Genomic DNA, 23455 nt, shown 5'->3' on the forward strand with positions numbered 1-23455 from the left:
CCGGCGGGATTAGGAATCCATGGGGACGCGAATCACAACGCCGCCCATCACGTCACCGAGCTTGAAGTCGGTTTTGGGGCTGTCTTTGTGCTCGTTGTGGCAAGATACGCAAACGGGCGCCACCGCGACATCTGCATAGACGGCGGTGAAGTACTTCTGCCCACCGAGCGTTTCCTGACTGTAGTAAGGTGCAGAGCCTCCGTTCGCGGCAACGAATTCCAAGCCCTTCTTTTCAACTTCAGTTTGGCCCGCCGCGTTGGACTTATTTATCGGCCAAAGCGACTGAAGTGAATAGCTAAACCAGGCATCCTTACTCGCGGTGAGCTCTGCGCCCATGCGAAACATTTGTGCTGGCAGTGGCAGAGCCTGGTCCTCGGTCCAGTGTTCACTGGCCTTGATTACTTTGTCTTCTTTAACCAGTCGGTTAACAACTTTTTGCGTGTAGACCGTACGGTCGTTTTCAAGCACCATATGCAGTGCGTCCGTCATTTTTTCGTAAGAAACTCCGGGAGGCGCTGCCTCTACGGCTTCTGTCTTGGAGCAACCGGTCACCAACCAGCAACCCAGTGCTGTCGCGCCGAGCGCGATAGTCATTATCGTTTTTTTCATGGTACGTCAGATTTTAGTTAGCCGCAAGAAATGGCTAATTGTTAAAATAGCACTCAGAATGCCATTTTAAAACCAACGCACTGTTACTGACGTTTTTTAAGGCTGCTTTTAATGCATCCCAGGCATGAATCCACCTCATGCCATAGCATTAATGGGGCGTATAAGCCCTGCTTCAGGCCGACTGCCCTTCGAGCTCGGTCTTTGGCCAGCCACCAGCTATCGCATCTTCGAGCGTATATTTTTGCAGGTGTTGAAAAAATTGTGCACGAGCGCCATACAAGATGCCTTTCAACCGGCAACAATTATTCAATAGGCAGTTGCTTTGCTCGCCAGCGAAACACTCAACCAAGTTGAAATGTGGCTCTGTGCAACGGACAACTTCGGCCAAATTGATCTCAGCAGGACGCATGGCCAAGGAAACACCGCCGTTCTTCCCCCGCGAATTCTTGAGATAGCCAGCTTTAGCCAAGTGCCCGGTAATTTTCGCAATATGGTGCCGCGAAACATTGTAATATTCGGCTAATTCATCAATCGATGATTGCAACCCATCTTCACGCGCCAAATACATTAAAACGCGCAGAGAATAGTCCGTAAATGCAGTGAGTTCCATGAGTAGTTCGGGCAAGCAATTAGTCAATTAGTGGGCATATTGAAATAATTGCAAGTAGCGAGCGACTTCTCCACGCTTTAGTCTACGGACTATTTCAGGGATACCTTAACCGTTTAATCAAACCATGTGCTGTCGTTACACATTGATCAAAGTGGAAGCCGCGCTCACCAAAATGCTGAAAATGCAGCAATTGGCAGGCCTAAAGGCTCGTTACAATATCGCCCCCACCCAACCGATTGCCGCGATTCGAGCCAACGAACAGTCCCGGGAGCGAGAAGTGGCGATTTTCAACTGGGGGCTCGTTCCCTTTTGGGCCAAAGAGCCCTCGATTTCCACGAAGCTGCTCAATGCGCGCTCAGAAACAGCTGCCGTTAAACCTGCCTTTCGCGGACCGATGCGTCATCATCGCTGTTTGATTCCTGCTGACGGCTTCTTCGAGTGGAAAGGTCGATCAGGCCAGAAACAGCCATTTTACATCCGACGCCCGAATTTCGAGCCATTTTGCTTTGCCGGCCTCTTTGATCACTGGGGTTCACCGGACGGGTCTGAGATCGAATCGGCCACCATACTCACCACCGCGGCCAATCAATTCATGAAACCTATCCATGCTCGCATGCCAGTGATCATCGCTCCCCAAGACTATGATCGCTGGCTAGACCCAGCGATACAGCGCAGCGGAGAAGTAGCAGATTTACTCCGCGCGCCACCGGAAGATTTCTTCGTCCATGAGCCCGTTACCCCCTTAGTCAATCGCGTTCAAAATGATTTGCCAGAGTGTGTAATGCCGACCGAACTGCCTCCGGAGCCGCCGTCACAAATGGGATTTGGATTCTGACGGCGTTGCCTGCTACTCATGATGGTATTTTGAGCCGCTGTTGATTGAAACGCCACGGTAGAGTTGCTCAAGCAGTAGGTAGCGCGCCATCTCGTGCGTAAAGGTCATCGGCGAGAGTGCGAATAATCGGTTAGCGCGTTGTTTGACTGCCTTTGACAAGCCATAGGGTCCGCCGATAACGAAAACCAGTTCACGTCCCATTTGCTCCTGAATGCGCGCCGCCAATTGAGCGGAGCCCATCGTCTTGCCCTCTTCGGCAAGCACCCAAGCAGACGCATCGGCTTTTGCTTCGAGGGCAGCCACCAGACGCGCTCCTTCGGACTCAGGGTCTGAATCTTTAAACTCAATGATATCCAGCCGCCCCTGGCGCTGAAGGCGCGCAGTGAAATCATCACACAATGCGCGCAGGTGGGTGTTTTTCATTTTCCCCACCACCAGAAGCGTCATGCGGAACATTTACTTTAGGCCAAGCTTCATTTTGCCCGCCTCGGAAATCATCTTGGGATTCCACGGTGGATCCCAAACAATGTTCACCTCTGCAAACTCGACGTCCGGCAAGCTTTCGATTTTTTCCTTGGCGTCTGCGGCAATTACGGGGCCCATGCCGCAGCCTTGCGCCGTCAGCGTCATTTGGACCGAAATGGTGTGCTTGCCAGAATCAGCGTCTTCAACTTTCAGGTCATAAATGAGGCCTAAATCGACGATATTGACAGGGATTTCCGGGTCAAAACAGTTGCGTAAAACAGCCCAGACGTGGTCCTCACTGAAGGGGCCGTCCAGTTCCTCATCGGCCGACTCTCCCCCCAATTCGCTCATGAGCCATTCCTCAGCCTCAGCGCCAAGAGCGGCGAAATTCTCTCTGGCTATGCGGAACATGCCGTTGGGCGCGGTGACCGTAACTGAGCCGCCTAAAGCCTGGTTCACGTTTACCGGGCTGCCTTTTGCCAAGGTGACAGCGTCACCAGCAGGAATCAGGGTGGCAGGGCAATCACGCATTAAGTATAAAGTGTCGTTAATCATGCATCCAGATTCATCAGTTGGCGTGAAATGTCAAACCTCAGCCACTGGGCAATTTAGACCTCCTCCTTGCGATTATAATTAAAATATTTAAGGTAAGTGATATGTGGCTAAAAAACTTGTAGCTTTTAACTCCGGACATATATTTGTCACTTTTCTGCATTGAATTAAAATTCTCGTTATGCCCAATACCATATCTGCGTTACACCGGCTGGCCTCTGTGTTGGCATGTGTGATTTTCTCGATTTCGTTCTGCACTCCATCAGCATTTGCTGCGGCTAAAAAAAAGGAAGCCCCAGCCGTAACGGTGGATGTTCCCGACGAAACGTTAGTCCAGTTCATGTCACCAGATATGCTGCGAGAATGGCGACGCGTCGAACGTGGCATCGCTCAAGCCAAGGCCGATATCGAATCAGGCGAATGGCTTGCAGCCAAAGAGTACAGCCAATTTGTCCCCAAACAACAAACCGACGCCGACCGTAAGAAAGGCAAAGAAAAAATCGATGAGGGTAAAGCGCAACTGGAAGCTTATTTGGAGGAGCAGGGACAGCTTCGCATTAAAACTTACGAAGCATACAAGAATTACCAAGCCCAGTTTGATTCTCAGTCTATCAACATGACGATCAGCGGCGCTGCATTGGAAGAGGCGATCCAACAGCCAACTGAGGCCATGCTCTATAAGTTGTGGAATGATAATTACACCAAAATTCTCTTTGCTGGAGCCTTTGTCCTAAATAATGGCGCCTATGCCAAAGCCGCCCCCCTTAGTCAGTCGCTCAGCGACACCATTGCCAATCTGGACGGGAACCGCTATACATACGTTGAAGAGGTTACAGAATTCAGCCTGGATGTAGATAAGAGTAAGCCGAAAGTTCTGTTTGATTCACGAGAGGACACTGTTAAACGCTTCAAACCCGCCCTGCTGATCGTAGAAATCATTTTTGACGCTGAAGCCAAGCATGGGCTCTACGCGCTCAATTCTTTTGATCTCAAGACTGGTGTGTTAATCGATCAAGCCATCTTGCGCTTCCCGATCAATGCTGACACCCCGGAAACGCTCGGAATTAAGAGCGAGGAACTGCTCACCACAGTAGACCCAACCGTATCTGAGGGCGCCGGTTCCGAGAGCGAAACGCAGTCTGCCTCGAACAATGCAAAACCAGCCGGACTGTCTTTAACCCTCGACGATAAGACAAATTTCCTCGGCCGATTGGGAACTGCCAAAGCCAACTACTTTTTTGACGTAAACTACGTTGGGCAAATCGATGGCTACGATCAGCGTGCCGCAATTTTGCTCAACAACGCGCTGATGCGTGAGCAGAACATACATGTAGATGACTACGAGTTCATTTCCCAAGCATTGCCTCTCGCCAATGAAGATGTGCAACTAGTGGATATGGCCAATGCTGAATGGCGAGTTTCCCCGACAACTCCAGTCGAAAACTCAGAGGGTGTTTACAGCATTCGCGCAATTGCTAAAAACGGCGATGCTTCCATCGAGATTGGCAGCCTGACAATTGAACCTGCTTCTGCTGAGAGCATCCCCCCCCAGGCCAAGAAGTAGGCGCTTAGTGTGGTTGCTTAATCGGCGGAGTTGCCAAATTGGCTATTGGATTTCGATGGAAAATGGCACCCGCGCGTAGACATTGCGGGGATCATTAAGCGAACGCAGAGACTTCAGTTCTTTGTTCAGACGCCGCATGGTTGCGGACACCAGGTCTTCAGGCGCTTTTACCACGGGCGGGGCGCCAGGCGTTTCGCTCAATATATCAGCAATGGCGTCCGCTAGTTTTCGCGGCTCTGGCACTTGGGTTACGGACCAATTATCTTCAATGCCTGCTGCGGAGACTGCGAAATGAATCGCGTCTGTGAGTCCGCCAATCTGGTCAACTAAGCCGATATTCAGCGCATCTTCTCCACTCCAGACTCGGCCTTGGGCGATTTTGCTGACTTCTTCCAACGGCAGCCCCCTGCCCTCTGACACCTTCATGATAAATTCATCGTATAAGTGGTCGGTAAACTGTTGGATTAGCGCCATTTCATCATCTGTTTTCGGGCGGGAAATCGTAAATAGATCCGCGTAAGTGCTGGTTTTCACCCCATCGAAAGTGACGCCATGCTCATTGGCGAGCGCTTTGAAATTCGGCACCAGACCAAAGACGCCAATCGACCCGGTAATCGTGGCCGGCTCGGCAAAAATTTGGTCGGAATAAGCCGAGATCCAATAACCTCCGCTTGCCGCCATGGAGCCCATCGAAACAACCACGGTCTTCTCTTTGCGCGCTTCTCGAATCTCCCTTTGAATGAGTTCAGAGGCGACAGCGCTGCCACCTGGGCTGTTAACCCTCAAAACAATGGCCGCCACGTTATCGTCATTGCGCAGTTCGCGGATCCAGCGAGAGAGCCGGTCGCCGCCAACCTGATCTGGGTAACCCTCTCCATCCACGATTTCTCCTTCGGCGTAAACAACGGCGACCTGCGGGCTCGTATTCCAAAGCGGAACTCCCTCCGAGCGAAAGCCGTGACGTGTAATGTAGTCGCTCATCGCAATCTGGCGAAATGTCTCGTTCTCGTGATCAGTCTCATAGGTCGTTTTGAGCATTTCGATGACCTCATCGAAGTAGCCGACATGATCAACCAGCCCGATCTCTTTCGCCTGATTGGCGATAAAGAAACCTTGGCTATTCGACTCTTGAAGTATCTGTGATTTACTGGCCCCACGTGCAGTCGAGATATCTGTGATAATTGTCTGCCAGAGATCATCAATGAGCTCTGTCAACTGCTCACGATCCGCTGGACTCATTTGGTTGCCCGTAAACATTTCCACTGCCGACTTATACTTCCCGACTTTGGTCGCCTGTACTCCAACGCCATATTTTTTCAAAGCATCCCCCAAATAAACACCTTCGGCGGAAAGTCCGTTCAGGCTGATTAAGCCAAAGGGATTCATGTATATTTCGTCTGCCACTGACATCAGGTAATAATCCTTCAAGCTAGGGTCGACAACATACGCATAGACTGGCTTACCCGAGTTTTTAAACTCCTGCAGCGCTTCCCGCACCTCGGTCAAGACCGCTAAACCAGAGCCATAGCCTACCGGCAGCAAATTTCCATGGAGAAAAATGGCGTCGATCTGGTCGTCATCAGCAGCAGTCTCCAGCGCATCGATGAGCTCCAGGAGGTAGTAATTAGGAATGTAGCTACCCTCCATGGCTTGGCTGATTGCCTCGTTTAAGGTTTCGCTCTGCGGCGCATCGCTGATATTGGCCCAGAGGTCGACAACCAATACCGTGTTGTCCTTTATTTCGACCGGCTTGCTTGAACCACTCATCAGGAGCAGAAATAAAAACGCAATACTGCCCAGTAAAAAAACGGATGCTACAATTGCCTGCGCCGCCAGGCTTCCGAGGACGATTTTGAATAAATCTTTCATGGAAAAGTTTCTTATTAATATGACTTAAAACCTACTTTGGCAATCTCAGGACATGCTTGATCGCGCTTTGTGCGCTGAGAGACAGTCAAAAAAACTATTTTGCGCTCGTTTCTACCTTACTGCGGGCGAACTCTTCGTCTTCATACTCTTGGATGACATCCACCTGGTGCAGCCACAGGTTCGCGTAACGGCCTTCGTTGAGCAACAGCTCATCATGCGTGCCTTGCTCGAGGATGCCGCCATTTTCCAGCACCACGATTTTGTCCGCCTTTCGTATCGTCGACAGGCGGTGGGCAATGACCAATACGGTGCGCTCGCTCATCAAGTTTTCGAGAGCTTGCTGTATCTGCCGCTCAGTAATGGTATCAACGCTCGCAGTCGCTTCATCCAGGATGACCATCGGTGGGTTTTTCAGCAACACGCGTGCAATGGTCAGCCGCTGCTTTTCGCCCTGTGACAGGCGAATGCCTTTTTCGCCGATATTGGTGTCCACTTGCTCGGGCATCTTTTGAACGAATTCCCATGCGGATGAACCACGAAGCGCCCGTTCGATCTCCTCATCCGTCGCATCTTCCTTTGCAAGCAAGAGATTCTCCCGCACGGTGCCCTCGAAAAGAAATGGATCTTGCGCAACGTGCCCGATTTGCTGATGCAAGTCACTAAGCGCAAACTCGCGAATATCCAGCCCGTTGATCATCACCGTGCCCTCAGTTGCATCATAAGAGCGCATCGCCAGGTTTGCGATCGTGCTTTTGCCCGCGCCAGTATGGCCGACCAAGGCCGTAACCTTACCCGGTTCGATGGTTAAATTAAAATTTGCCAGGACGGCAGGACGCTCTGGATATTGAAAGGTGACATTGCGGAAATCGATTTCCAGCAATCCAGAAGGAAACGCTTTAGGCTGGTCAGGGTCTTCCACCTCAATCGGCGCATCAAGGATTTCGAAAACACGCTCACCGCTGGCCTTCCCAGCAACCAATAGGTGATTGAGCTGATGGAGCTGCCCAATAGGCATGTAAATCATGTTCGCGAAAATCAGGAACATCACCATGTCTGGAAAGCCGAAGTCACTACTTCCCGACAAAATAAGGTACCCCCCGACTCCAATCACACTAACAGAGCCCAGATTGGTAATGAAATTAGTCGCCGGATTATATGCAGCCCAGCGAAACATTGCTGAAAGCAGACGTGTTCTCAGAGTTTCCGCCCGCTTGTCAAAGCGTTGCGTTTCTCGCTTTTGCAGGCCAAAAGTCTGTATCAGGCGATTTCCCTGGATATCCTCGACCAAAAGGCTGTTCAGATCACCCGATGCCTCACGGACCGGTTTCCAGTATTTGCGACCTTTTTTGGCGTAAAAATAACCCGCCACCAATAAGATCGGCACCGGCAAAAAGACGAACCAGGCTAAAAAGGCATTCTCACGAAAGAGAACCACCGTCACCCCAATGAGCATCACCAGTGCGCGGGTCCCGATCTCGGTTCCGTCCAACAGCGCACGCTCGACATTGTTCACGTCCTCGATGACCCGAGACGAAATTTCACCGCTTTTGCGCTGATCATAGAAAGACACCGGCAAACGCAGCAATTTCGAATGAATTTGCATGCGCATGTCCTTGAGCACGCGCTGCTCCAGAAGGTTATTCAGCGTAATGCGCAGGCCATTGGCGAGTTCGCTGCCGAAATACAGCAAGGCTATGATGGCCGCGCCGAACCAGAGCTGATTGAGCGTGCCCTCGTCTTCAACGCCCTTCAGGATTATCTGGATTTGCTTGGGTATCCAGATTTGCAGACCGGTCATGGTCACCGCCAAACCAATCGTCAGGGTAAACAAGATCGGATAGCGAAAAAGATATTTCGAAACGCGCCAAATGACATTCATTCCACCAAACTTGAAGGCGCTCTGCCCAAAGTTCAAGCGAGGAGGTTGATTTAGTCTACTGAATGTGACTTAAGATGTCCGCAAGCATCTGGTTTGCCTTTAAGTCCGCCAATACTCCATTTGGCGCTGAAACTACGTGATTCTGGGGGGCGCTGAGCGGGTACGGCCCATACAATTCCGGTGGCGTCGGGCCAAAGATACCCCAAACCGGCTTACCCATTGCAGCCGCTAAGTGCATGGGGCCACTGTCATTGCAGATGACTAATTTGGCTTTACCCACGAGTAACGGCAGCACATCCAATGCAGTTTTGGCGGTAAAATTGAAAAAACGATCCTTAGGCCACACGTCACGACCGTCGGCCGCAACATCTCCACCCCAAATGATCGGCGCATCTGTTTTTTCGAGCAGAAGTTCGGTTAAATCAGTAAAGCCCGGCCACTCTTTCTCGGCACGTCTACTGCCAGGAAACAGTAGCAAGTAATCGGTAGGCAACTCCAAGGCGCCTTGCTTCGGCGAGGCAAAAGACAGGTGACCTAAGAGTTGATTCTGCAGTCCCATGGCTGGCATAAATTCACGCAAAATATCGACCGCATGACGCGAGCCTCCTTCTGGCGCTTTGGCGAATTTCCCATAGGCCCAACGACTTCCCTCTCTGGCGTCAGACCGCCCAACACGACGCTTACGCGGCGTCTTGGAAAAGGCGGTCATCAGGCCACTGCGCGCAAGCCCCTGCATGTCCAGCACCCAATCATAGTGCGTATCGCGTATATCTGCCAGTAGCTGCCCAAAGGCTCCGATGCCGGCAGAGCGATAAAACGGCAGCACCCGATCCACCGTATTGCACGCCTCCACCAGTGGCGCAAAAACATCACGCGCCACCCAGTCGATTTGAACGTCCTCCAACTGGAGGCGGATCGACTCGACGACCTGCAAGCCATGAATGATATCGCCCAATGAGGACGGTTTGATAACCAGGATACGCATCGGTTAATTCCGGCGTTCGTAGCTTCCGTCGGCCCGTTTTCCGACCCGCCGCTTCAACTCCAGCATCAGCAGGGTCGCCGAGACTGCGGAAACAGGCAGGCCGCTTTTTTCGGCCAGAACGTCGCGCGTCAACGCTGCCCCATCTAAGAGATGTTCGAAAACAGCCCGCTCGTCATTGTTGAGGTCTTTCAAGATGTCGGAACGCTGATCGTCGCTCATGGTGATGCTTTGACCGTCCTCACCGCCAAGTTCGAGTTCAGTCTGCTTGGCGCCTCCGTAGGCAAGTTCATTGATTAAGTCGTCGATACTGGTCAATAGCACAGCCCCATCCCGGATTAACTGGTGGCAACCTGCACTACTTGGCTGATCTATTCGCCCTGGAACAGCAAAAACCGGCCGATTTTGCTCCATCGCAAAGCGCGCGGTGATCATGCTGCCGCCGCTTTTATCAGACTCAACGACGATGATGGCGGCCGACATGCCCGCAATCAGGCGGTTGCGCATGGGGAACGTGGTCTTGCTCGCACGCGTGCCAAAAGGCAACTCGCTGATCAGTACGCCGCGTTCTCCTATTGCCTTATAGAGCTCAATGTTCTCTGGCGGGTAAACGATGTCCACGCCACAGCCGAGAACCGCAGCGGTGTCGCCGCCAGCCTCCACGGCCCCGTGATGCGCCTCGGTGTCAATGCCTCGCGCTAGACCGCTGGCCACGCAAAACCCCATGCCAACGAGGTCCCGAGCTAATCGCTTGGCCACACTTTGCCCATACAACGTAGTGCGGCGGCTACCCACAATTGCGACGGTTTTGACTGCCGGACGCAATGGACCAATCATGTAGAGACCGAGGGGCGGATCGTAAATTTTCTTGAGCGGCTTGGGATAATCCGGATCGGTAATGGCGACGAAAGACGCCCCTGCTTTGGCGAGGCGTTTTTCCTCCCGCGCCAAATCGAAATGCTTTTCCCAGTTTTGGATAACCTCCGCCGTATCTTGCCCAATTCGCTCCACCCGCAACAAGGCTGATTTGCTGGCGGATAGAATGGCTATCGGGTCATCCTTAAATTCATTGAGCAAACGGCGCAAGGTTACGGGGCCAAGGCGTGGCAGGCCGTTCAACGCAAGCAGCGCCTGGGATTTCGTTAATGATGCGGGCGTGCTCACAACAGGCCTACTCGGTCTTAATGAAAATGATCTTCGACCCGGACTTGCTGAAAATCAGTTCGTCTTCCACTGTCTCCAAAGTTGAGCCCTCCAGAGAAGACAGGAGATTGCTCTCAAATTGCATTTCGTGTGGTGGACCGCCCCGGCGAGTCACGATCATTGGACCAACTTTGCCGTATTCAAATGAGGCCTGCCAAAGGTTGATGGGGCCATTTCCGTAGATGTCTTTGTTCGTCAGCTTCAGCGTTACGTTATCCAGTTCCGGATTTTTGCCGTTAATCGAACTCAGAGTGTATTCCCCCTGGACTGTTGCTGATTGCTTGCTACTAGCGCAGCCGGATGACGAAAGCCAGAGCCCAAGGCATAAGACCAGTAAAACAATGGATACGGAATATTTCCTCATTGCCAAAATACTTTCGAGAAACTGGCGCTATGCCAAACGTAAAACAGGGGCAAGGTAGGACAATAAATCCGTCGTCGCCACTGACACCGCCCCACGCTCCCGGGCTAGCATATCGGCCGCCATGCCATGCCACACCACTCCAGCGCTCGCAGCTTGAAAGGCTTCACCTGGCCATTGCGCCAACAGACCACCGATTAAGCCCCCAAGTAAATCGCCACTGCCGCCTCTCGCCAAAACAGGCCCGCCAAACGGCGAAGCATGCACAAAGCGTCCATCGGTAACGCGGGTCAACGGCCCTTTATAAACGGTAATGACGTCATGCTTATGCGCATACCAGGTGAGGGATTCGCGGTCATAGCGGGCATGGTCCTGCCCACTGAGTCGCTTAAACTCACCGGCATGCGGGGTAATGATCACTGAACCCTTGTTCGGACCACGTGCCGCGGCTGCATCAAGAACAGCTGGGACCAGGGCATCCGCATCGAGCACCATCGGTGTCTGCGTCTCGGCGACGATCTCCTCGATCAATTTCAGCGTTTCAGGATCCTGTCCGATGCCTGAACCACACAGCAGCGCTGTGGCCCGGGGCAATTTCTCACGTAGCAAATGCCAACCTTCGAGCGCCAAGCCGCCATCTGGCGTTTCCGGCCAGGGAACCCACATAACTTCTGGCAACTGAGCCGCAAACTGCGCCGCCACGCTCTCAGGAGCAAACGCCGTCACTAAGCCTACTCCACTGCGGAGCGCCGCCATCGCATTCATCAGCAGAGCGCCAGGCATTGAACGAGATCCGGCAACGATGAACAAATGCCCGAATTGGCGTTTATCCGCATGCGGAGAGCGCCAATTGCGCAAAGGAGCAAGGACCTGAGGCGTCAGCACATCTTCGCCTGCTTCCTGCGGTCCAAGATACAATTCTTCGAAAAAGCCAATATCCAGGTAGCGCAACCGCCCAACTTTATCTGCCTGACTAAAGTTGATCGTCGGCGACTTGAGGATCCCGGTCGCATAAGTTGCGTCTGCTTGAAAAGCATCCGGGTCCCCCAGCCCACTGGGCAAGTCTACTGCAACGCGGAAAAGTATGGACGCATGCCCGTTGATGGCGGTGAGCAGTTGCTTGGCGCTGTCCCTGAGCGGAGGCTTGAACTGCATGCCCAACAGACCGTCTATGCAGATTTCAAAGTCCAGGTTAGTGATTTTCAATTGCGGGATCACTTGGGCTTTGCCGGCTCCTTCGAGGTTATCCCATGCCCGTTGTGTCAACGTGCGACACTCCTTCTTTTCCACCAAAGGCAGGATGAAAATTTCGGCTTCAGGCCGCAGTTGGGAAATTTCATCTGCAGCCAGTAAGGCGTCGCCACCATTGTGACCTTTGCCCACAATCACCAACACACGCGGCCTGCGATGTTGGTGGGAATGCGGATGCGCCACTTCACAAAAGTCATCCAATACCGCGCGGCCAAGCGTGCGCCCCGCCTTATTCATCGCCGTCCATTCCGCTTCTTTTCCGGTAAGCAAATGCTTCTCCAAAGCAATGGACTCTTCGCAAGTCAGAATGGGGTGCGCATAAATCATGGTTTAACGATCTTTACAGACAATCACAGCAAACGCCATTGCTTGCGTGGACGTGTGCGACAGGGACAACAGGATGTCTGTTCCGCCAACTTTGCGCAGCAAAGCTTCCCCCTGCTCATCCAGGATGGCTATCGGTTCCCCCTGCTCGCCTTTTCCAACACTCAAAGACAGCAAACCAAACTCTTTGCCGATGCCAGTGCCAAAAGCTTTCGACACGGCTTCCTTCGCCGCAAAACGAGCTGCCAACGACGGATATGGGTTGCGCATTTTAAGGCAATAAGCCTGCTCTTCCGGAGAGTAAATTCGCTGTAAGCAACGCTCTCCATGACGCTCATGCATTTCGCGGACTCGCTCAATATCCACCAGGTCGCAGCCAATGCCGATTACGGCCCCTCGAATGCGGGATGGGTCAATCATCACCGAAAAATGCCGTTCATTTTGGCTTTCATGTCGCGAACCGCCTCATCTACGCCAACGAATAAAGATCGGCTCACGATACTGTGGCCAATGTTCATTTCATGAAGCCAAGGGATTTCCCGGGCATGGCGAATGTTCGTATAGTTAATCCCATGCCCTGCATTGACCTTGATGCCTGCGTCGTGCGCCCGGACTGCGCCATGTTTGAGCTTGGTTAGCTCCATCTCCATTTGAGGGCCATAATATTCATTAGCAAAGGCTCCCGTATGAAGCTCAACATACTCAGCCTCAAGCTCAGCCGATAGATCAATCTGCGCAAACTCAGGGTCAATAAACAGGCTCGTGGCAATGCCGTTTGCTTTCATCTCCGCGATAACGTCTTTGACTCGACTGCGGTGTTTGACGACGTCCAGCCCGCCCTCGGTCGTGACTTCCTCCCGACTCTCCGGCACCAGAAGCACAACCGCAGGCTTTACCTCTGCCGCAATCTTCGCCATCTCTTCGGTCGCCGCCATTTCCAGATTCATCGGAACCTGAATCATTTCGATCATACGGTAGACGTCGCTGTCCTGAATATGTCGCCTGTCTTCGCGCAGATGGAGCGTAATGGCGTCTGCGCCAGCGCGCTGCGCAGCCAAAGCAAAATCTACAGGATCAGGCTCAACCATCCGTCCACGATCCAACGAGTTATCGCGATAACGCGCTTGCCTGACCGTGGCGCTGTGGTCGATGTTCACGCCCAATAATACATTTCTGGATATCATGGTAAGCTGGGATTGAAACGTGACAACCTACGCAAACTTCTGACTTCGCGCAAAGTCTAAAACAGCTCGCCTTGATTGTATTGAGTCACGGGCAATTCCAGCTTCCGCAAGAATAGCTTACGGTGATGCAAAGTTGGCCCGTGCTCTCGCAATGCCTGGACATGCTTTGGAGCCCCATAACCTTTATGCTGATCGAAGTGGTAACGTGAGTCCGTCTCGTGCAGTTCAACCATCAGACGATCACGAGTCACCTTCGCGAAGATGGACGCCATCGCGATGGCCAGGCTTTTGCCATCCCCACCGACGACAGACTCATGCATCCAAGGAAAAGGCTTCAGTGGCTTCCCATCGACTAAAATCCTGGGATACGCGCTCTGATTCACGTCATTGCCAAGCAGATCCCCACCAGCAGAATTCGCCGAGAGCAAATCCACTTTCAAGGCTTCCAACGCACGCTGCATGGCTAATCGAGTAGCGCCCAAGATATTGAGCGTTTCAATCTCCTGCACGTTTGCGACTCCGGGAAAAACGGCAACTAACTTATCCGCACGCCAGGCTTCAATCACTTGCAACTGAGCTTCACGTTGATCGGCTTTGAGCTGCTTGGAGTCGTTAATTTCCCGACTCAATCGCCGAAAACCAGGGTGCTCATAACTAGCAGCGGGAATATAAGCAACCGCTGCAACCACCGGACCAGCCAATGCCCCCCTACCCGCCTCATCAACACCAATCAATGATGGGCATCGTGTCCTGCGCAATGCTTGTCGATCAAAACGCCAAAGCGGGTGCCCTTTGCTAGTCTGCGTCGCCATAACTCCCAATTATCCGCCCAGTTTCCACATTTCAGCCGGTGATTCATCCGGACCAAGTCCGTGAGGCTTGATGCGTCGCAACTCCGAGTAATTATCTTTGCGTCGCAGCCAAATGTTACGCACGGCTTCGGCAAAATTGTCGTCAGCGAAATGCGGCTTTAGCGAAATGCCGCGATTCGCAAACAGGCAGGTATAGAGTTCGCCCATGGCGGATACCCTTGCCCGGGTACAACTCCCACAAAACGGTTGGCTGATCGATTCGATGAAACCAACTTCCAGGCCGCTATCCAGATACCGATACCGTCGAGCGACTTCGCCAAATACTGCGGGGCGCATTGGCTCAAGCTCAGCTAATTGAGTGAGCAGCCTTCGAATTTCTGCGCCAGTCACGACATCTTCCTTCCGCCAACCATTGGTGGCGCCCACATCCATATACTCAATGTAACGTAGCGCGAATCCATGCGTCCGAGCCATTTTGGCCAGTGGCAAGATTTCCGAGTCGTTGACGCCACGCTTGATGACAGCATTCAGCTTCACGCCAAGTCCTGCTTCTCGAGCGGAAATGGCGGCCTCAATGATAGTCCAGGGATTATAATGCCGCCCCGCCATCTTGGCGGCAACAATCGGGTCCAATGCATCAAGGCTGATGTTCACTCGGTCTAAGCCAGCTTGCCGCAACTCGGGAGCCATCGCCTTCAATCGCATGCCATTGGTCGTCAACGCTAGGTCAACCGCAGGATGCTCTGATTTAAGCCTGGCAACAAAGTCCGCAATCTGTGGCCGCAGGAGCGGCTCGCCTCCCGTCAGCCTGATTTTCTCCACGCCAAGTTTCACAAACGCATCGGCGATTTGCGCCAGTTGGTCATAGGACAATAATTCACGGATGGAACGAAAACGAAAGTCTTCACCAAATAATTCAGCCGGCAAACAATACTGACAACGCAGGTTGCAGCGATCAATAATCGACAGGCGCAAGTCCTTAAGCATGCGTCCACGAAGGTCGGCAACATTGCCTTCTGAGATAACTTTGCTCTGCAAAGCTACTTTCTCAGGCAAAGTAAGCTGACTGGACGGACTAAGCATGCCGGTGCTTGTGGTCGTGGTTTAAGTGTCGATGATCGCAATGGCACGCGGTGGGATCGACCCACTCATCGGATCCATCCACGTAGTACTCATGCTTCCAGATGGGAACTGTTGCTTTGATTTCGTCGATGATAAAACGGCAAGCCTCAAAGGCCTGATCGCGATGCACTGAGCACACGCCAACCCAAACCGCCAGGTCTCCCGGAATCAACGCTCCGATCCGGTGCTCGGCTCTTAAATCAAGGAGGTCATACTGATCATGCGCCAGTTTGAGCACCGCCTCGCCTTGGGTTTGAGCTAGCTTGGCGTATGCCTGATACTCTAAGCGCTCAACATCTCTGCCGAGGTGGTGATTGCGCACCCAACCTTCGAAAGCACAGAAGCCGCCGGCGTCATGACGCAGTAAGCTGCCTCGCAAAACCTCATGCTCGATTACTTTGTTTGACAGAGTAAACATCAATTAACCTCCGGACATGGGTGGCATGATGGCCAACACATCACCATCGCTAAAGGCGTCACCGCCAGCACAAAACGCATCATTACATGCAAACCGCACGCGATCAACTGGCAACTGCCAGCCGTGTCTATGCTTCAATTCTCCAAAAAGCTCGGTGCAGGTTTGCGCAGAAGTTTTAAACTGCTCCTCCGAACAACCGGCTTGCGCGCCTAGTTGGGCAAAATACATAAGCGTTACCGTCTTCATTGCAGGGCCTCCGTTCCAGCAAGCTTTTCCAAACGCGCGAACTCTTCCGGCGTGTTGGCGTTTTCCAACGCCAATCGATTGGCTAAGTCCAAAAGCTTAACTCGGCCTTGCCCTTCGATCAAAAGCTTTCTGGGACAGCGTCGATCAGCAGCAAGCGCAGCTTCAAATACAGGTTTAGCCGCAGGCTCGTAAAGTGCGCACATTGGCTCCGGCAGTCCATCACTTGCACTGCGGTATGCCGTCGCTAAGTGGCCCGCAGCTCGCTGAGCAATCAACTCAAGCAGCGTACCGCTATCCAATAGTGGCAGATCGCATGCGACAACGAGCAGCGCATGATCCGGGTACTGTCGCCATGCGCTGAGCCAACCCGAAAGCGGCCCTGCATCAGCGAAACAATCTTCAATGTGCTTTACGCTGATTCCATTTTCCTCTGTCAGTACTTGATTGGGACGAATAGACACCGCCACCTCCAATCCAACGAAACGAAGCAGCTCAGCCTGTTTGCGCCAAAGCGCCTGGCCTCCCCAGTGCAAACTCGATTTGTCCCGCCCCATGCGGCGACTTTGTCCGCCAGCGAGCACCAAGCCGAGAGTCGGGCTGTGTTCCGGAAGTTCAGGCATCAGCTTGGAAATCCTTTTTGCCGCCCGTTTTACTGAGCAAGCGCGTTTGCCTAATTTCAATGCCGTGCCCCAAGGCCTTCGTCATATCATAGATCGTTAGTGCGGCTGCAGAGGCTCCGGTCAGCGCTTCCATTTCGACTCCAGTCTTTCCCGTCGTCTTGACCTTGCAGTGTATGATCAGCATCGCTTCATCAACATCGGGCTCAATCGTAAAGGAGCAACCGTCGATAGGCAGCGGATGGCAAAATGGAATCCATTGGCTCGTCTGCTTAACACCCATGACGCCAGCAACTCTGGCGACATCCAGAATCGATCCTTTCTTCGACGTGAACCCGTTTTCGCACAAGTAGGCCCAAGCATCTGGCGGAAACAGGACAATGGCTTCGGCAACTGCCTCTCGTGTGGAAACAGCCTTAGCGCTGACATCGACCATTCTCGGCCGGGCTGACTCATCTAAATGCGTTAAACTTTTACTCATACTGACCACTTGTAGAATGTGACTCTAGTTCCTGCTGTCCATCGTGAAGCGTTTTCAGGCAGCTCAATAAAACCATCTGCGCCACAGAGTCTAGCGTAGTCACCGGAATTGTTGACGGGGCGTGGTTCCGCACTTCCGTCACTGCGGAGCGTCACCGGCAAAAACCAGGTCATCGGTCGTGCAAATGAGACATCTTCCGCAATAGCGACTGACTGCGCTGTTGCCGCCTGCCCATCCCGTTGACGTAAATATGGCAGTATGTAACGGTGCAGGCCGACTAACGCAGAGACGGGATTTCCTGGCAGTGCGAAGATCATTTTTCCGTCAGGGGTTCGCCACAAACCCATTGGCTTTCCAGGGCGCTGACGGACACCGTGGAAGACGCAACCGGCAACGTCATCCAGCGCCATGGGTATCCAATCCCGCTGCCCCTTGGAAACGGCTCCCGCAATAACCAGCACATCGGATCGCGCCAGTAAATCCTGCAATCGAGCTTTGCCTACAGTCTCATCGTCGGGCCAGTGATCAACTTCTCCGACGTGAAAACGGGCCAGCCCAAGGGCAGACTCCAGCGTAGTCGCATTGGACGCGCGTATCTGGTGTGGTAATGGCGTCGAAGTGATGGGAACAAGCTCATCTCCCGTACCCACGACCGCGATCCGCGGACGTGCGCTCACCTTTACTTCGGCATATCCACAGGACGCGGCAACGCCCAACTCTACGGGGCCTAATGGTGAACCTGCAGAAACGAGTAAACTTTGCGCTGCAAAGTCTGTGCCTTGACGATGGATATATTGCCCACGCTCGATGTCATCTTTGGCGGTTAAGGTGAAGATTTCGCCTTCGCGTTCCGTGTCTTCGTAGGGGATGACTGCATCGGCGCCCACAGGTAAACTGGCCCCGGTCATGATTTCAATCGCCGCTCCAGATTTATCAGGCAGCCCGCATGCGCGATCACCAGCCATTTGCTGACCACAGACTAAGAATTTTCCTGTCGTCGGCGCCACATCATCAAATCGAACCGCATAGCCATCCATCATCACCCGGTCGAACGGTGGAAGCGGACGATCGGCATAAATATTTTCCCGTAGAATGCGCCCCGCTGCTTTTCCCAGCGGGCAACTAATGGCGGGACTTTGGTCGCCGAAGCTGGCAATCAATTCGTCGGCAGTGGTGACGCTGATTAGATCGCTCATGACAACACCTCCAACGTCTGTTCGCCCAGCGATAGTTTTCCGGATTCCAAGATACGGACACGGAGACCTCCCCGCCCCTTCAACCACTCAAACGCTCCTGGCGTAACAGCCTCGTCCATCCAATAGCAGGGGCTACATTCTTCGCTGCCCGAGAAAACTACGTCACCCATGCGGAATTCCCTACCGATGAGCGAATTGAGGTCGACTCCGTTTAAGAGCACATTGCGACGAAAAAGCGATCTATCCAATGTGGGTAACTGAAACGCCAGCTCCAATTTACGGGCGACGGCCTCATCAAAAAAAGTCAACTGCCCTTTATAATCCGGCTTGTAGTCGTAGTAGCGGTCACCTGCGATTCCCTTGCCTGCGTGGCAATCGATGAAGTCTGCTTTCACGACTCCGTGGTCCTCACGCCCAAGCCCATGACGCCCGCGGAAGTCATGACCAGGCGAAATCCAGATGGCCATAACCTTCACCATGGTGCGCTCGGATAGCATTGAGAAACGATACTTATCGCTAATGATGATTCAACTACAGAAAAAAGCTGTCGACAAGTATTCCTCGCCGACAGCCTCTCTCTAACCTATAGCAAACCTAAACTAGAGCTTGAAGTCGATTTGGACCCAAAGCTTGGTGACGTCAGCCCCGAGAGGAACTGATGGGCCACCATGACCATCATAGTAGGCAAACTTAACCAATGCGGTAAGGTTGTCCGTGATCGGGCGTGAAAGCCCAATGTCGAACTCCTTACCATAAGTGTTATTAGCGCTTTCCGCAGTGAAGTAGTGCACGGCGCCAGTCAGACCGAACTTGTAGGGAAGCTTGGCCTTGTAATAAATGTAGAAATCCTGCAAGCCAGCGGCTGGCGTGTTTAGGAACACGTCGGCCCAACCGTTGAACTTATGGAGCGTGGCGAGAGGTGTTTGGAACGAACGCGTGCCGTTGCCGCCCAGGTTTTCAAATCCGAACCCGGCTTCGTAACCTTCATAGTTCAATCCAAGAACCGTGTGGAAGTAATTCAACCAGAAGTCAGAATTTGCGCCTGAGGCAGAATTCTCGGTTTGGAAGCCGTACTCAGCCCGGAAAGGCATGCTCAGGCCATCGCTTAGCTCTACCTTGCCGTCATAATAGAGGCCGAAGGTGTTGCCGGAAGCAGCTGCAGCGCCATCCAGATCCAGATAGTAGAAATATGCCGCCAGCGTTCCATAGGGCACGCCCTTGTAATGAACGTTAAAGAAGTGGTTGTTCGAGTGAAAACGCTCAAGGTTCGCGGTCGGAGCATACACCCCAAAAATGCGATTTACTCGCCAATCCCAGGCATAGGAAAACCAAGTGTCTTGGATGATCTCAGTTTGAAAGCGAAGCGCGTCAAACGTCTGCTCGTTCTGACGCCAGGCAACTGCGCCTACGTAGCGTTGGTTGTCTAAATTGATCTCCTGTCGCCCACCTTTAAAGTCACTGTTCCAGCCGGCAAAACCGAAGAAAAGTTGATTCAGCTCATTGTTGCGTGGGTCTGGAATCAGCGTTTGGGTGCCTGGCCCCGGAAAGGCCTGGTAGTCAGAATAGTTAATCGCCCAGGTGTTTTCGAACTCGCCCAGCAAATACATGCCATAAAGCTTGGGCGTCTCGTAGCCGATGCGCGTGCGTAAAGTTAATGCGTTAGACGAAGAGAGCGGCCCCTGAACGTCCGCATACTCGTAGCGCAATCTTTGATTAAACAGCAAGCGACCTTGCGTAGCCGGCTCCCCGGCGTAGCCAAGGATTTCCTGCCCAAGTTCGGTGTTTGGCTTGGCGTTTTCCCATTTTTCAGGCGCTTCGCCAAAGTCAATGACATCAGCTGTGGCCGTAGTAACGCCAAGTAACGCCAGAGTAGTGAGTTGTTTCAGTGTGTTTTTCATTTTCAGTTAGTAAGTTGTAAAGATTGTTCAGAAATGACCTTTCGCATGCCATTTAAGCTCCGACCGTGCCAAAGATGCTGAATGTGTCATTTATGCCAGTGATTAAAAGTAATTACATACATGAGCTAAATTCATACATGACTTAGATTGCTAGCTGCTCGACATGGACAGAGCTTTCTATAGCCATCCCATACTGGCGTCGGTTCTGGCGACGCGAGGTCCATTGATTTCCTTCATGGCGCCAATGAATCTAGCCAACTGGAAAAGTTACCCCGGTTTTCGGTTAATTCCTCGCTTATTGAAACTGATTGATCAAATTTTGCCCCAATTTTGATCATATGAGTCAAACAATAGACATTATTTCGTGGAATGTGAACGGCTTGCGCGCGGTTCTGAAGAAGGGTTTTCTGGATTTCATCGCCAAGCGTGGTCCAGACATTGTCTGCTTGCAGGAAATCAAGGCGAGTGAGCATCAGATACCGAAACTGGAGATGCCCTTTCAACAACAGTGCTACCACAGCGCTGACCGTGCGGGCTACTCAGGCACAGCAACTTTCTCTAAGCTGCCATTTCTGGATGAAACAACGGGACTGCCCGACCACCCAAGAGAAGGCCGAGTGCTGACGCTTGAATACGAGGCTTTTTACCTGGTCAATGTCTACGTGCCGAACTCACAGGATGAGCTGCGCCGATTGCCTTACCGGACTACCGAGTTCGACCCCGCCTTCCGCGATTACTTAAAGGAGTTAGATGCAAAAAAGCCGGTGATCGTGTGTGGCGATTTCAATGTCGCGCACCAGGAAATCGACATCGCGCGCCCTAAAGCCAACCGTCGCACAGCTGGCTTCACCGATGAAGAGCGCGAACAATTCACCAAACATTTAGATGCAGGGCTCGTTGATATTTTCCGGGCGCAACATGTAGGCGAACCCGACCACTACACTTGGTGGAGCTATCGAGGCGGAGCCAGGGGGCGGAATGTCGGCTGGAGAATTGACTACTTCCTGGTGTCGAAACGCTTGGCGCCGAACATCGAAAAGACTGAAATTCTCAGTGACGTAATGGGCAGCGATCACTGCCCCATCGCGATCACCCTGAAAATCTAGAGCACTTTTCACCTAGATTGGCCGAATCAGGTGGGGATAAGATTGGATGCAGCGCAAGGCGGCCTTGATTGAGCGGGCTGAAAGCCCGTAATTGAAATGCCAACGTAGCAAACTTCCGATCTGGCTCCAAAGCTCGAACCGAGTGCTTTAGTTGCTAGGCGCGCTACTGCTTTTGGCCAATTGCTCGGCGTCAACTTTGGCGATATCCTTGGCAGCAGCATAGGAAAACTGCGTCAGCGTATCACTCAGTGCATTGACTGCATTGGTGGTGGATAGCGTTGATCCTGATGAATCCGTATATGTGGCCTCGCTGATCAAGAAGGTTTCATCATTTTTGCGATCTGCGATACGGTAGATGATTCTTAATTCCGCGACGCCTTCGTCGTTCGCACAAAAATCAGTCACTACAGCGCTGATCATGTATTTGCGAGGAAATGGCTGCATCCAGGGGAATGCGGCAACTTTCCCTGGGCCAAGCAATTGAGTCAGGTTTTCACGCGTCACACGGGTAACGCCGGAGCCGATTGGCTCAGCCCAACGAGCAAACTCATTGAACCTGACTTCGTTGGTATTAACGCGATACGCCATTTGCGGGCGGTCAAGATACTTAGGAATCTCAATTTGAGCGACGCCGACATCGGGTGGCGAATCCTGAAAAACGGGAAGCGGCTCCGTAGCCTGAGGCAAGGAAGTTAAAACGTAGAACTTGGATGGCGTTGATTGCTTACCCAAGCTGCACCCCTGCTGGGTGAATAGCAGACCTAGAGCGATGACTGGGAGTGCGAACTTAAAGAATAACTCTCTCATATGCTTAATTCTCCTGCTTGCCGGTAAGGACTGCGCTTGGATTCTGCTCCAAATAATCAAGTAGCACGCGCAGTGAACGCATGGCGCCAGCAAATTCAGACAAGGCACTGTTCAGCTCGTACCGCGTCTTGGAGTCCGGCGCGACCATACCGTCTGCATCCGTCGCCAGCACACTAAATTTATCCAAGGTGCCACGTGCGCTGGTGAGCGTTACCCGGATATCCGCCACCAACTCGCTGACATCTCCGTCCAGGTTGTTGATTAGCACCTGCAGGTCGTCCAGTGTCTTATCGAGACTGGTAAAGGCTTTCTTCAGGTCAGGATTATCCGCTAAATCTTCAATTGACTTCAGGGTTTGCTTGGTTTGGTCGCTAATGCCCTTGAAATCAACTTGGCCTATGCCGCGATCCAGTTTGTCCAAGGTCGCGTTGAGCTTGATGCCAAGTCCGCGAAAATCAATTTGCGATATCTGGTTCACCATCGAGGAGACCTTCTTGATGATCTCAGTGAGGCCCGATTGCAGCGTGGGAATTTCAAGATACTCTTCATCGAGACCACCCTCTTGTCGGTACCGAGGGGGGGGAGCCGGGTTGACGTAATTCAATTCCACAAACAAAAGACCGGTTACAAAGCTGGCCTGCTGAAGCGTTCCGCGCAACCCGTCGTTCACCTGCCCTTTTAACACCTCAGGGTCACCCAAATCGACATCCACGCCGAGATTCGTCCGTAAACGGCTCAAGTCGATTTCGATGATGACGGGTATGCTGTCGTCCGAGCTATCCTTTTGATTAAAGCGGATGAGGATGTCTTTAACCTGTCCGATCGGCACGCCCTTGAACTTAACGGGAGCGCCGATGGCCAAGCCATTGACCGAGTCGTCAAAATAAAGGACGAACTCCGCCTGTTGCTTAAAGAAACTCCCTGAGCCAAACACCACCACCGCCGCAATCGCGAAAACGATAGCCGTGATAACGAATCCTCCGATTACTGCCGGGTTAGCTTTCTTGCTCATAGAAAGATGGATAGGTAATTAATGATCGTGCGTTGATTGGCAAAGATTTTCA

At 52.5% G+C, this 23455-nt stretch carries 26 protein-coding genes; 3 read left to right on the plus strand and 23 right to left on the minus strand.

What is annotated here, in order from left to right; all coding sequences use genetic code 11:
- Positions 1-9 precede the first annotated feature (9 nt).
- Both RBB63_RS00150 and RBB63_RS00155 read right to left on the minus strand, forming a co-directional pair.
- On the minus strand, positions 10-609 hold the full coding sequence (locus RBB63_RS00150) for a Tll0287-like domain-containing protein (RefSeq protein ID WP_309379865.1): 600 nt from the start codon (positions 607-609) through the stop codon (positions 10-12).
- Positions 610-781: 172 nt separating this feature from the next.
- Positions 782-1234 (minus strand): RrF2 family transcriptional regulator, encoded by a 453-nt coding sequence (locus RBB63_RS00155; protein ID WP_309379867.1) that lies wholly within the window; start codon positions 1232-1234, stop codon positions 782-784.
- 109 nt (positions 1235-1343) lie between these two features.
- Here RBB63_RS00155 and RBB63_RS00160 point away from each other — a divergent pair, with 109 nt between their 5' ends.
- Positions 1344-2054 (plus strand): SOS response-associated peptidase, encoded by a 711-nt coding sequence (locus RBB63_RS00160; protein ID WP_309379869.1) that lies wholly within the window; start codon positions 1344-1346, stop codon positions 2052-2054.
- 12 nt (positions 2055-2066) lie between these two features.
- On the opposite strand, the gene RBB63_RS00165 is transcribed toward RBB63_RS00160, so the two are convergent.
- Positions 2067-2510: a 23S rRNA (pseudouridine(1915)-N(3))-methyltransferase RlmH gene (locus RBB63_RS00165; RefSeq protein ID WP_309379871.1), complete on the minus strand. Its 444-nt coding sequence runs from the start codon at positions 2508-2510 to the stop codon at positions 2067-2069.
- Positions 2511-3050, minus strand: coding sequence for an iron-sulfur cluster assembly protein (locus RBB63_RS00170; protein WP_309379873.1), 540 nt, complete (start codon positions 3048-3050; stop codon positions 2511-2513).
- Positions 3051-3252: 202 nt separating this feature from the next.
- On the opposite strand from RBB63_RS00170, the gene RBB63_RS00175 reads away from it, so the two are divergent.
- Positions 3253-4635 carry a hypothetical protein gene (locus RBB63_RS00175; RefSeq protein ID WP_309379875.1) on the plus strand — a complete coding sequence of 461 codons (1383 nt, stop codon included), beginning with the start codon at positions 3253-3255 and terminating at the stop codon, positions 4633-4635.
- 42 nt (positions 4636-4677) lie between these two features.
- Here RBB63_RS00175 and sppA read toward each other — a convergent pair whose 3' ends face one another.
- The 17 genes from sppA to RBB63_RS00260 all read right to left on the minus strand — a co-directional run bounded on the left by sppA (position 4678) and on the right by RBB63_RS00260 (position 20478).
- Positions 4678-6504 carry a signal peptide peptidase SppA gene (gene sppA, locus RBB63_RS00180; RefSeq protein ID WP_309379877.1) on the minus strand — a complete coding sequence of 609 codons (1827 nt, stop codon included), beginning with the start codon at positions 6502-6504 and terminating at the stop codon, positions 4678-4680.
- Positions 6505-6598: 94 nt separating this feature from the next.
- Positions 6599-8383 (minus strand): ABC transporter ATP-binding protein, encoded by a 1785-nt coding sequence (locus tag RBB63_RS00185; protein WP_309379879.1) that lies wholly within the window; start codon positions 8381-8383, stop codon positions 6599-6601.
- Between the two features lie 55 nt (positions 8384-8438).
- Complete coding sequence (locus RBB63_RS00190) at positions 8439-9368, minus strand: glycosyltransferase family 9 protein (RefSeq protein WP_309379881.1); 930 nt, start codon at positions 9366-9368, stop codon at positions 8439-8441.
- Positions 9369-9371: 3 nt separating this feature from the next.
- Entirely contained in the window at positions 9372-10529 is a 1158-nt protein-coding gene (gene dprA / locus RBB63_RS00195; protein ID WP_309379883.1) for a DNA-processing protein DprA, read from the minus strand.
- A gap of 7 nt (positions 10530-10536) precedes the next feature.
- Complete coding sequence (locus tag RBB63_RS00200; RefSeq protein WP_309379885.1) at positions 10537-10932, minus strand: META domain-containing protein; 396 nt, start codon at positions 10930-10932, stop codon at positions 10537-10539.
- Positions 10933-10959: 27 nt separating this feature from the next.
- Positions 10960-12507: an NAD(P)H-hydrate dehydratase gene (locus RBB63_RS00205; protein WP_309379887.1), complete on the minus strand. Its 1548-nt coding sequence runs from the start codon at positions 12505-12507 to the stop codon at positions 10960-10962.
- Between the two features lie 3 nt (positions 12508-12510).
- On the minus strand, positions 12511-12924 hold the full coding sequence (acpS, locus tag RBB63_RS00210; RefSeq protein ID WP_309379889.1) for a holo-ACP synthase: 414 nt from the start codon (positions 12922-12924) through the stop codon (positions 12511-12513).
- Positions 12924-13688: a pyridoxine 5'-phosphate synthase gene (locus RBB63_RS00215; protein WP_309379891.1), complete on the minus strand. Its 765-nt coding sequence runs from the start codon at positions 13686-13688 to the stop codon at positions 12924-12926. Before RBB63_RS00215 ends, acpS begins: the two co-directional genes overlap by 1 nt.
- Before the next feature lie 56 nt (positions 13689-13744).
- Positions 13745-14500, minus strand: a complete 756-nt coding sequence (locus RBB63_RS00220) for a ribonuclease HII (RefSeq protein WP_309379893.1) — start codon at positions 14498-14500, stop codon at positions 13745-13747.
- Between the two features lie 9 nt (positions 14501-14509).
- A complete protein-coding gene (gene moaA / locus RBB63_RS00225) occupies positions 14510-15583 on the minus strand; it encodes a GTP 3',8-cyclase MoaA (protein ID WP_309379895.1) in 1074 nt (357 codons plus the stop codon).
- Positions 15576-16040, minus strand: coding sequence for a molybdenum cofactor biosynthesis protein MoaE (locus RBB63_RS00230; RefSeq protein ID WP_309379897.1), 465 nt, complete (start codon positions 16038-16040; stop codon positions 15576-15578). Before RBB63_RS00230 ends, moaA begins: the two co-directional genes overlap by 8 nt.
- Positions 16041-16043: 3 nt before the next feature.
- On the minus strand, positions 16044-16286 hold the full coding sequence (locus tag RBB63_RS00235; protein WP_309379899.1) for a MoaD/ThiS family protein: 243 nt from the start codon (positions 16284-16286) through the stop codon (positions 16044-16046).
- Positions 16283-16906, minus strand: coding sequence for a molybdenum cofactor guanylyltransferase (gene mobA, locus RBB63_RS00240; protein ID WP_309379901.1), 624 nt, complete (start codon positions 16904-16906; stop codon positions 16283-16285). Before mobA ends, RBB63_RS00235 begins: the two co-directional genes overlap by 4 nt.
- A complete protein-coding gene (gene moaC, locus RBB63_RS00245; protein WP_309379903.1) occupies positions 16899-17384 on the minus strand; it encodes a cyclic pyranopterin monophosphate synthase MoaC in 486 nt (161 codons plus the stop codon). Before moaC ends, mobA begins: the two co-directional genes overlap by 8 nt.
- A complete protein-coding gene (locus RBB63_RS00250; RefSeq protein ID WP_309379905.1) occupies positions 17381-18580 on the minus strand; it encodes a molybdopterin molybdotransferase MoeA in 1200 nt (399 codons plus the stop codon). Before RBB63_RS00250 ends, moaC begins: the two co-directional genes overlap by 4 nt.
- Positions 18577-19077, minus strand: a complete 501-nt coding sequence (locus RBB63_RS00255; RefSeq protein ID WP_309379907.1) for an MOSC domain-containing protein — start codon at positions 19075-19077, stop codon at positions 18577-18579. Before RBB63_RS00255 ends, RBB63_RS00250 begins: the two co-directional genes overlap by 4 nt.
- A 102-nt stretch (positions 19078-19179) precedes the next feature.
- Positions 19180-20478 carry an alginate export family protein gene (locus tag RBB63_RS00260; RefSeq protein ID WP_309379910.1) on the minus strand — a complete coding sequence of 433 codons (1299 nt, stop codon included), beginning with the start codon at positions 20476-20478 and terminating at the stop codon, positions 19180-19182.
- Positions 20479-20816: 338 nt separating this feature from the next.
- Between RBB63_RS00260 and RBB63_RS00265 the strand changes: the two genes are divergently transcribed.
- Complete coding sequence (locus tag RBB63_RS00265; RefSeq protein ID WP_309379911.1) at positions 20817-21584, plus strand: exodeoxyribonuclease III; 768 nt, start codon at positions 20817-20819, stop codon at positions 21582-21584.
- A 147-nt stretch (positions 21585-21731) separates the two neighbouring features.
- On the opposite strand, the gene RBB63_RS00270 is transcribed toward RBB63_RS00265, so the two are convergent.
- Positions 21732-22391, minus strand: a complete 660-nt coding sequence (locus RBB63_RS00270) for a PqiC family protein (RefSeq protein WP_309379913.1) — start codon at positions 22389-22391, stop codon at positions 21732-21734.
- 4 nt (positions 22392-22395) lie between these two features.
- A complete protein-coding gene (locus tag RBB63_RS00275) occupies positions 22396-23403 on the minus strand; it encodes an MlaD family protein (protein WP_309379915.1) in 1008 nt (335 codons plus the stop codon).
- Between the last annotated feature and the right edge of the window lie 52 nt (positions 23404-23455).

This window comes from Cerasicoccus frondis, from assembly GCA_031296915.1.
Taxonomy (GTDB): domain Bacteria; phylum Verrucomicrobiota; class Verrucomicrobiia; order Opitutales; family Cerasicoccaceae; genus Cerasicoccus; species Cerasicoccus frondis.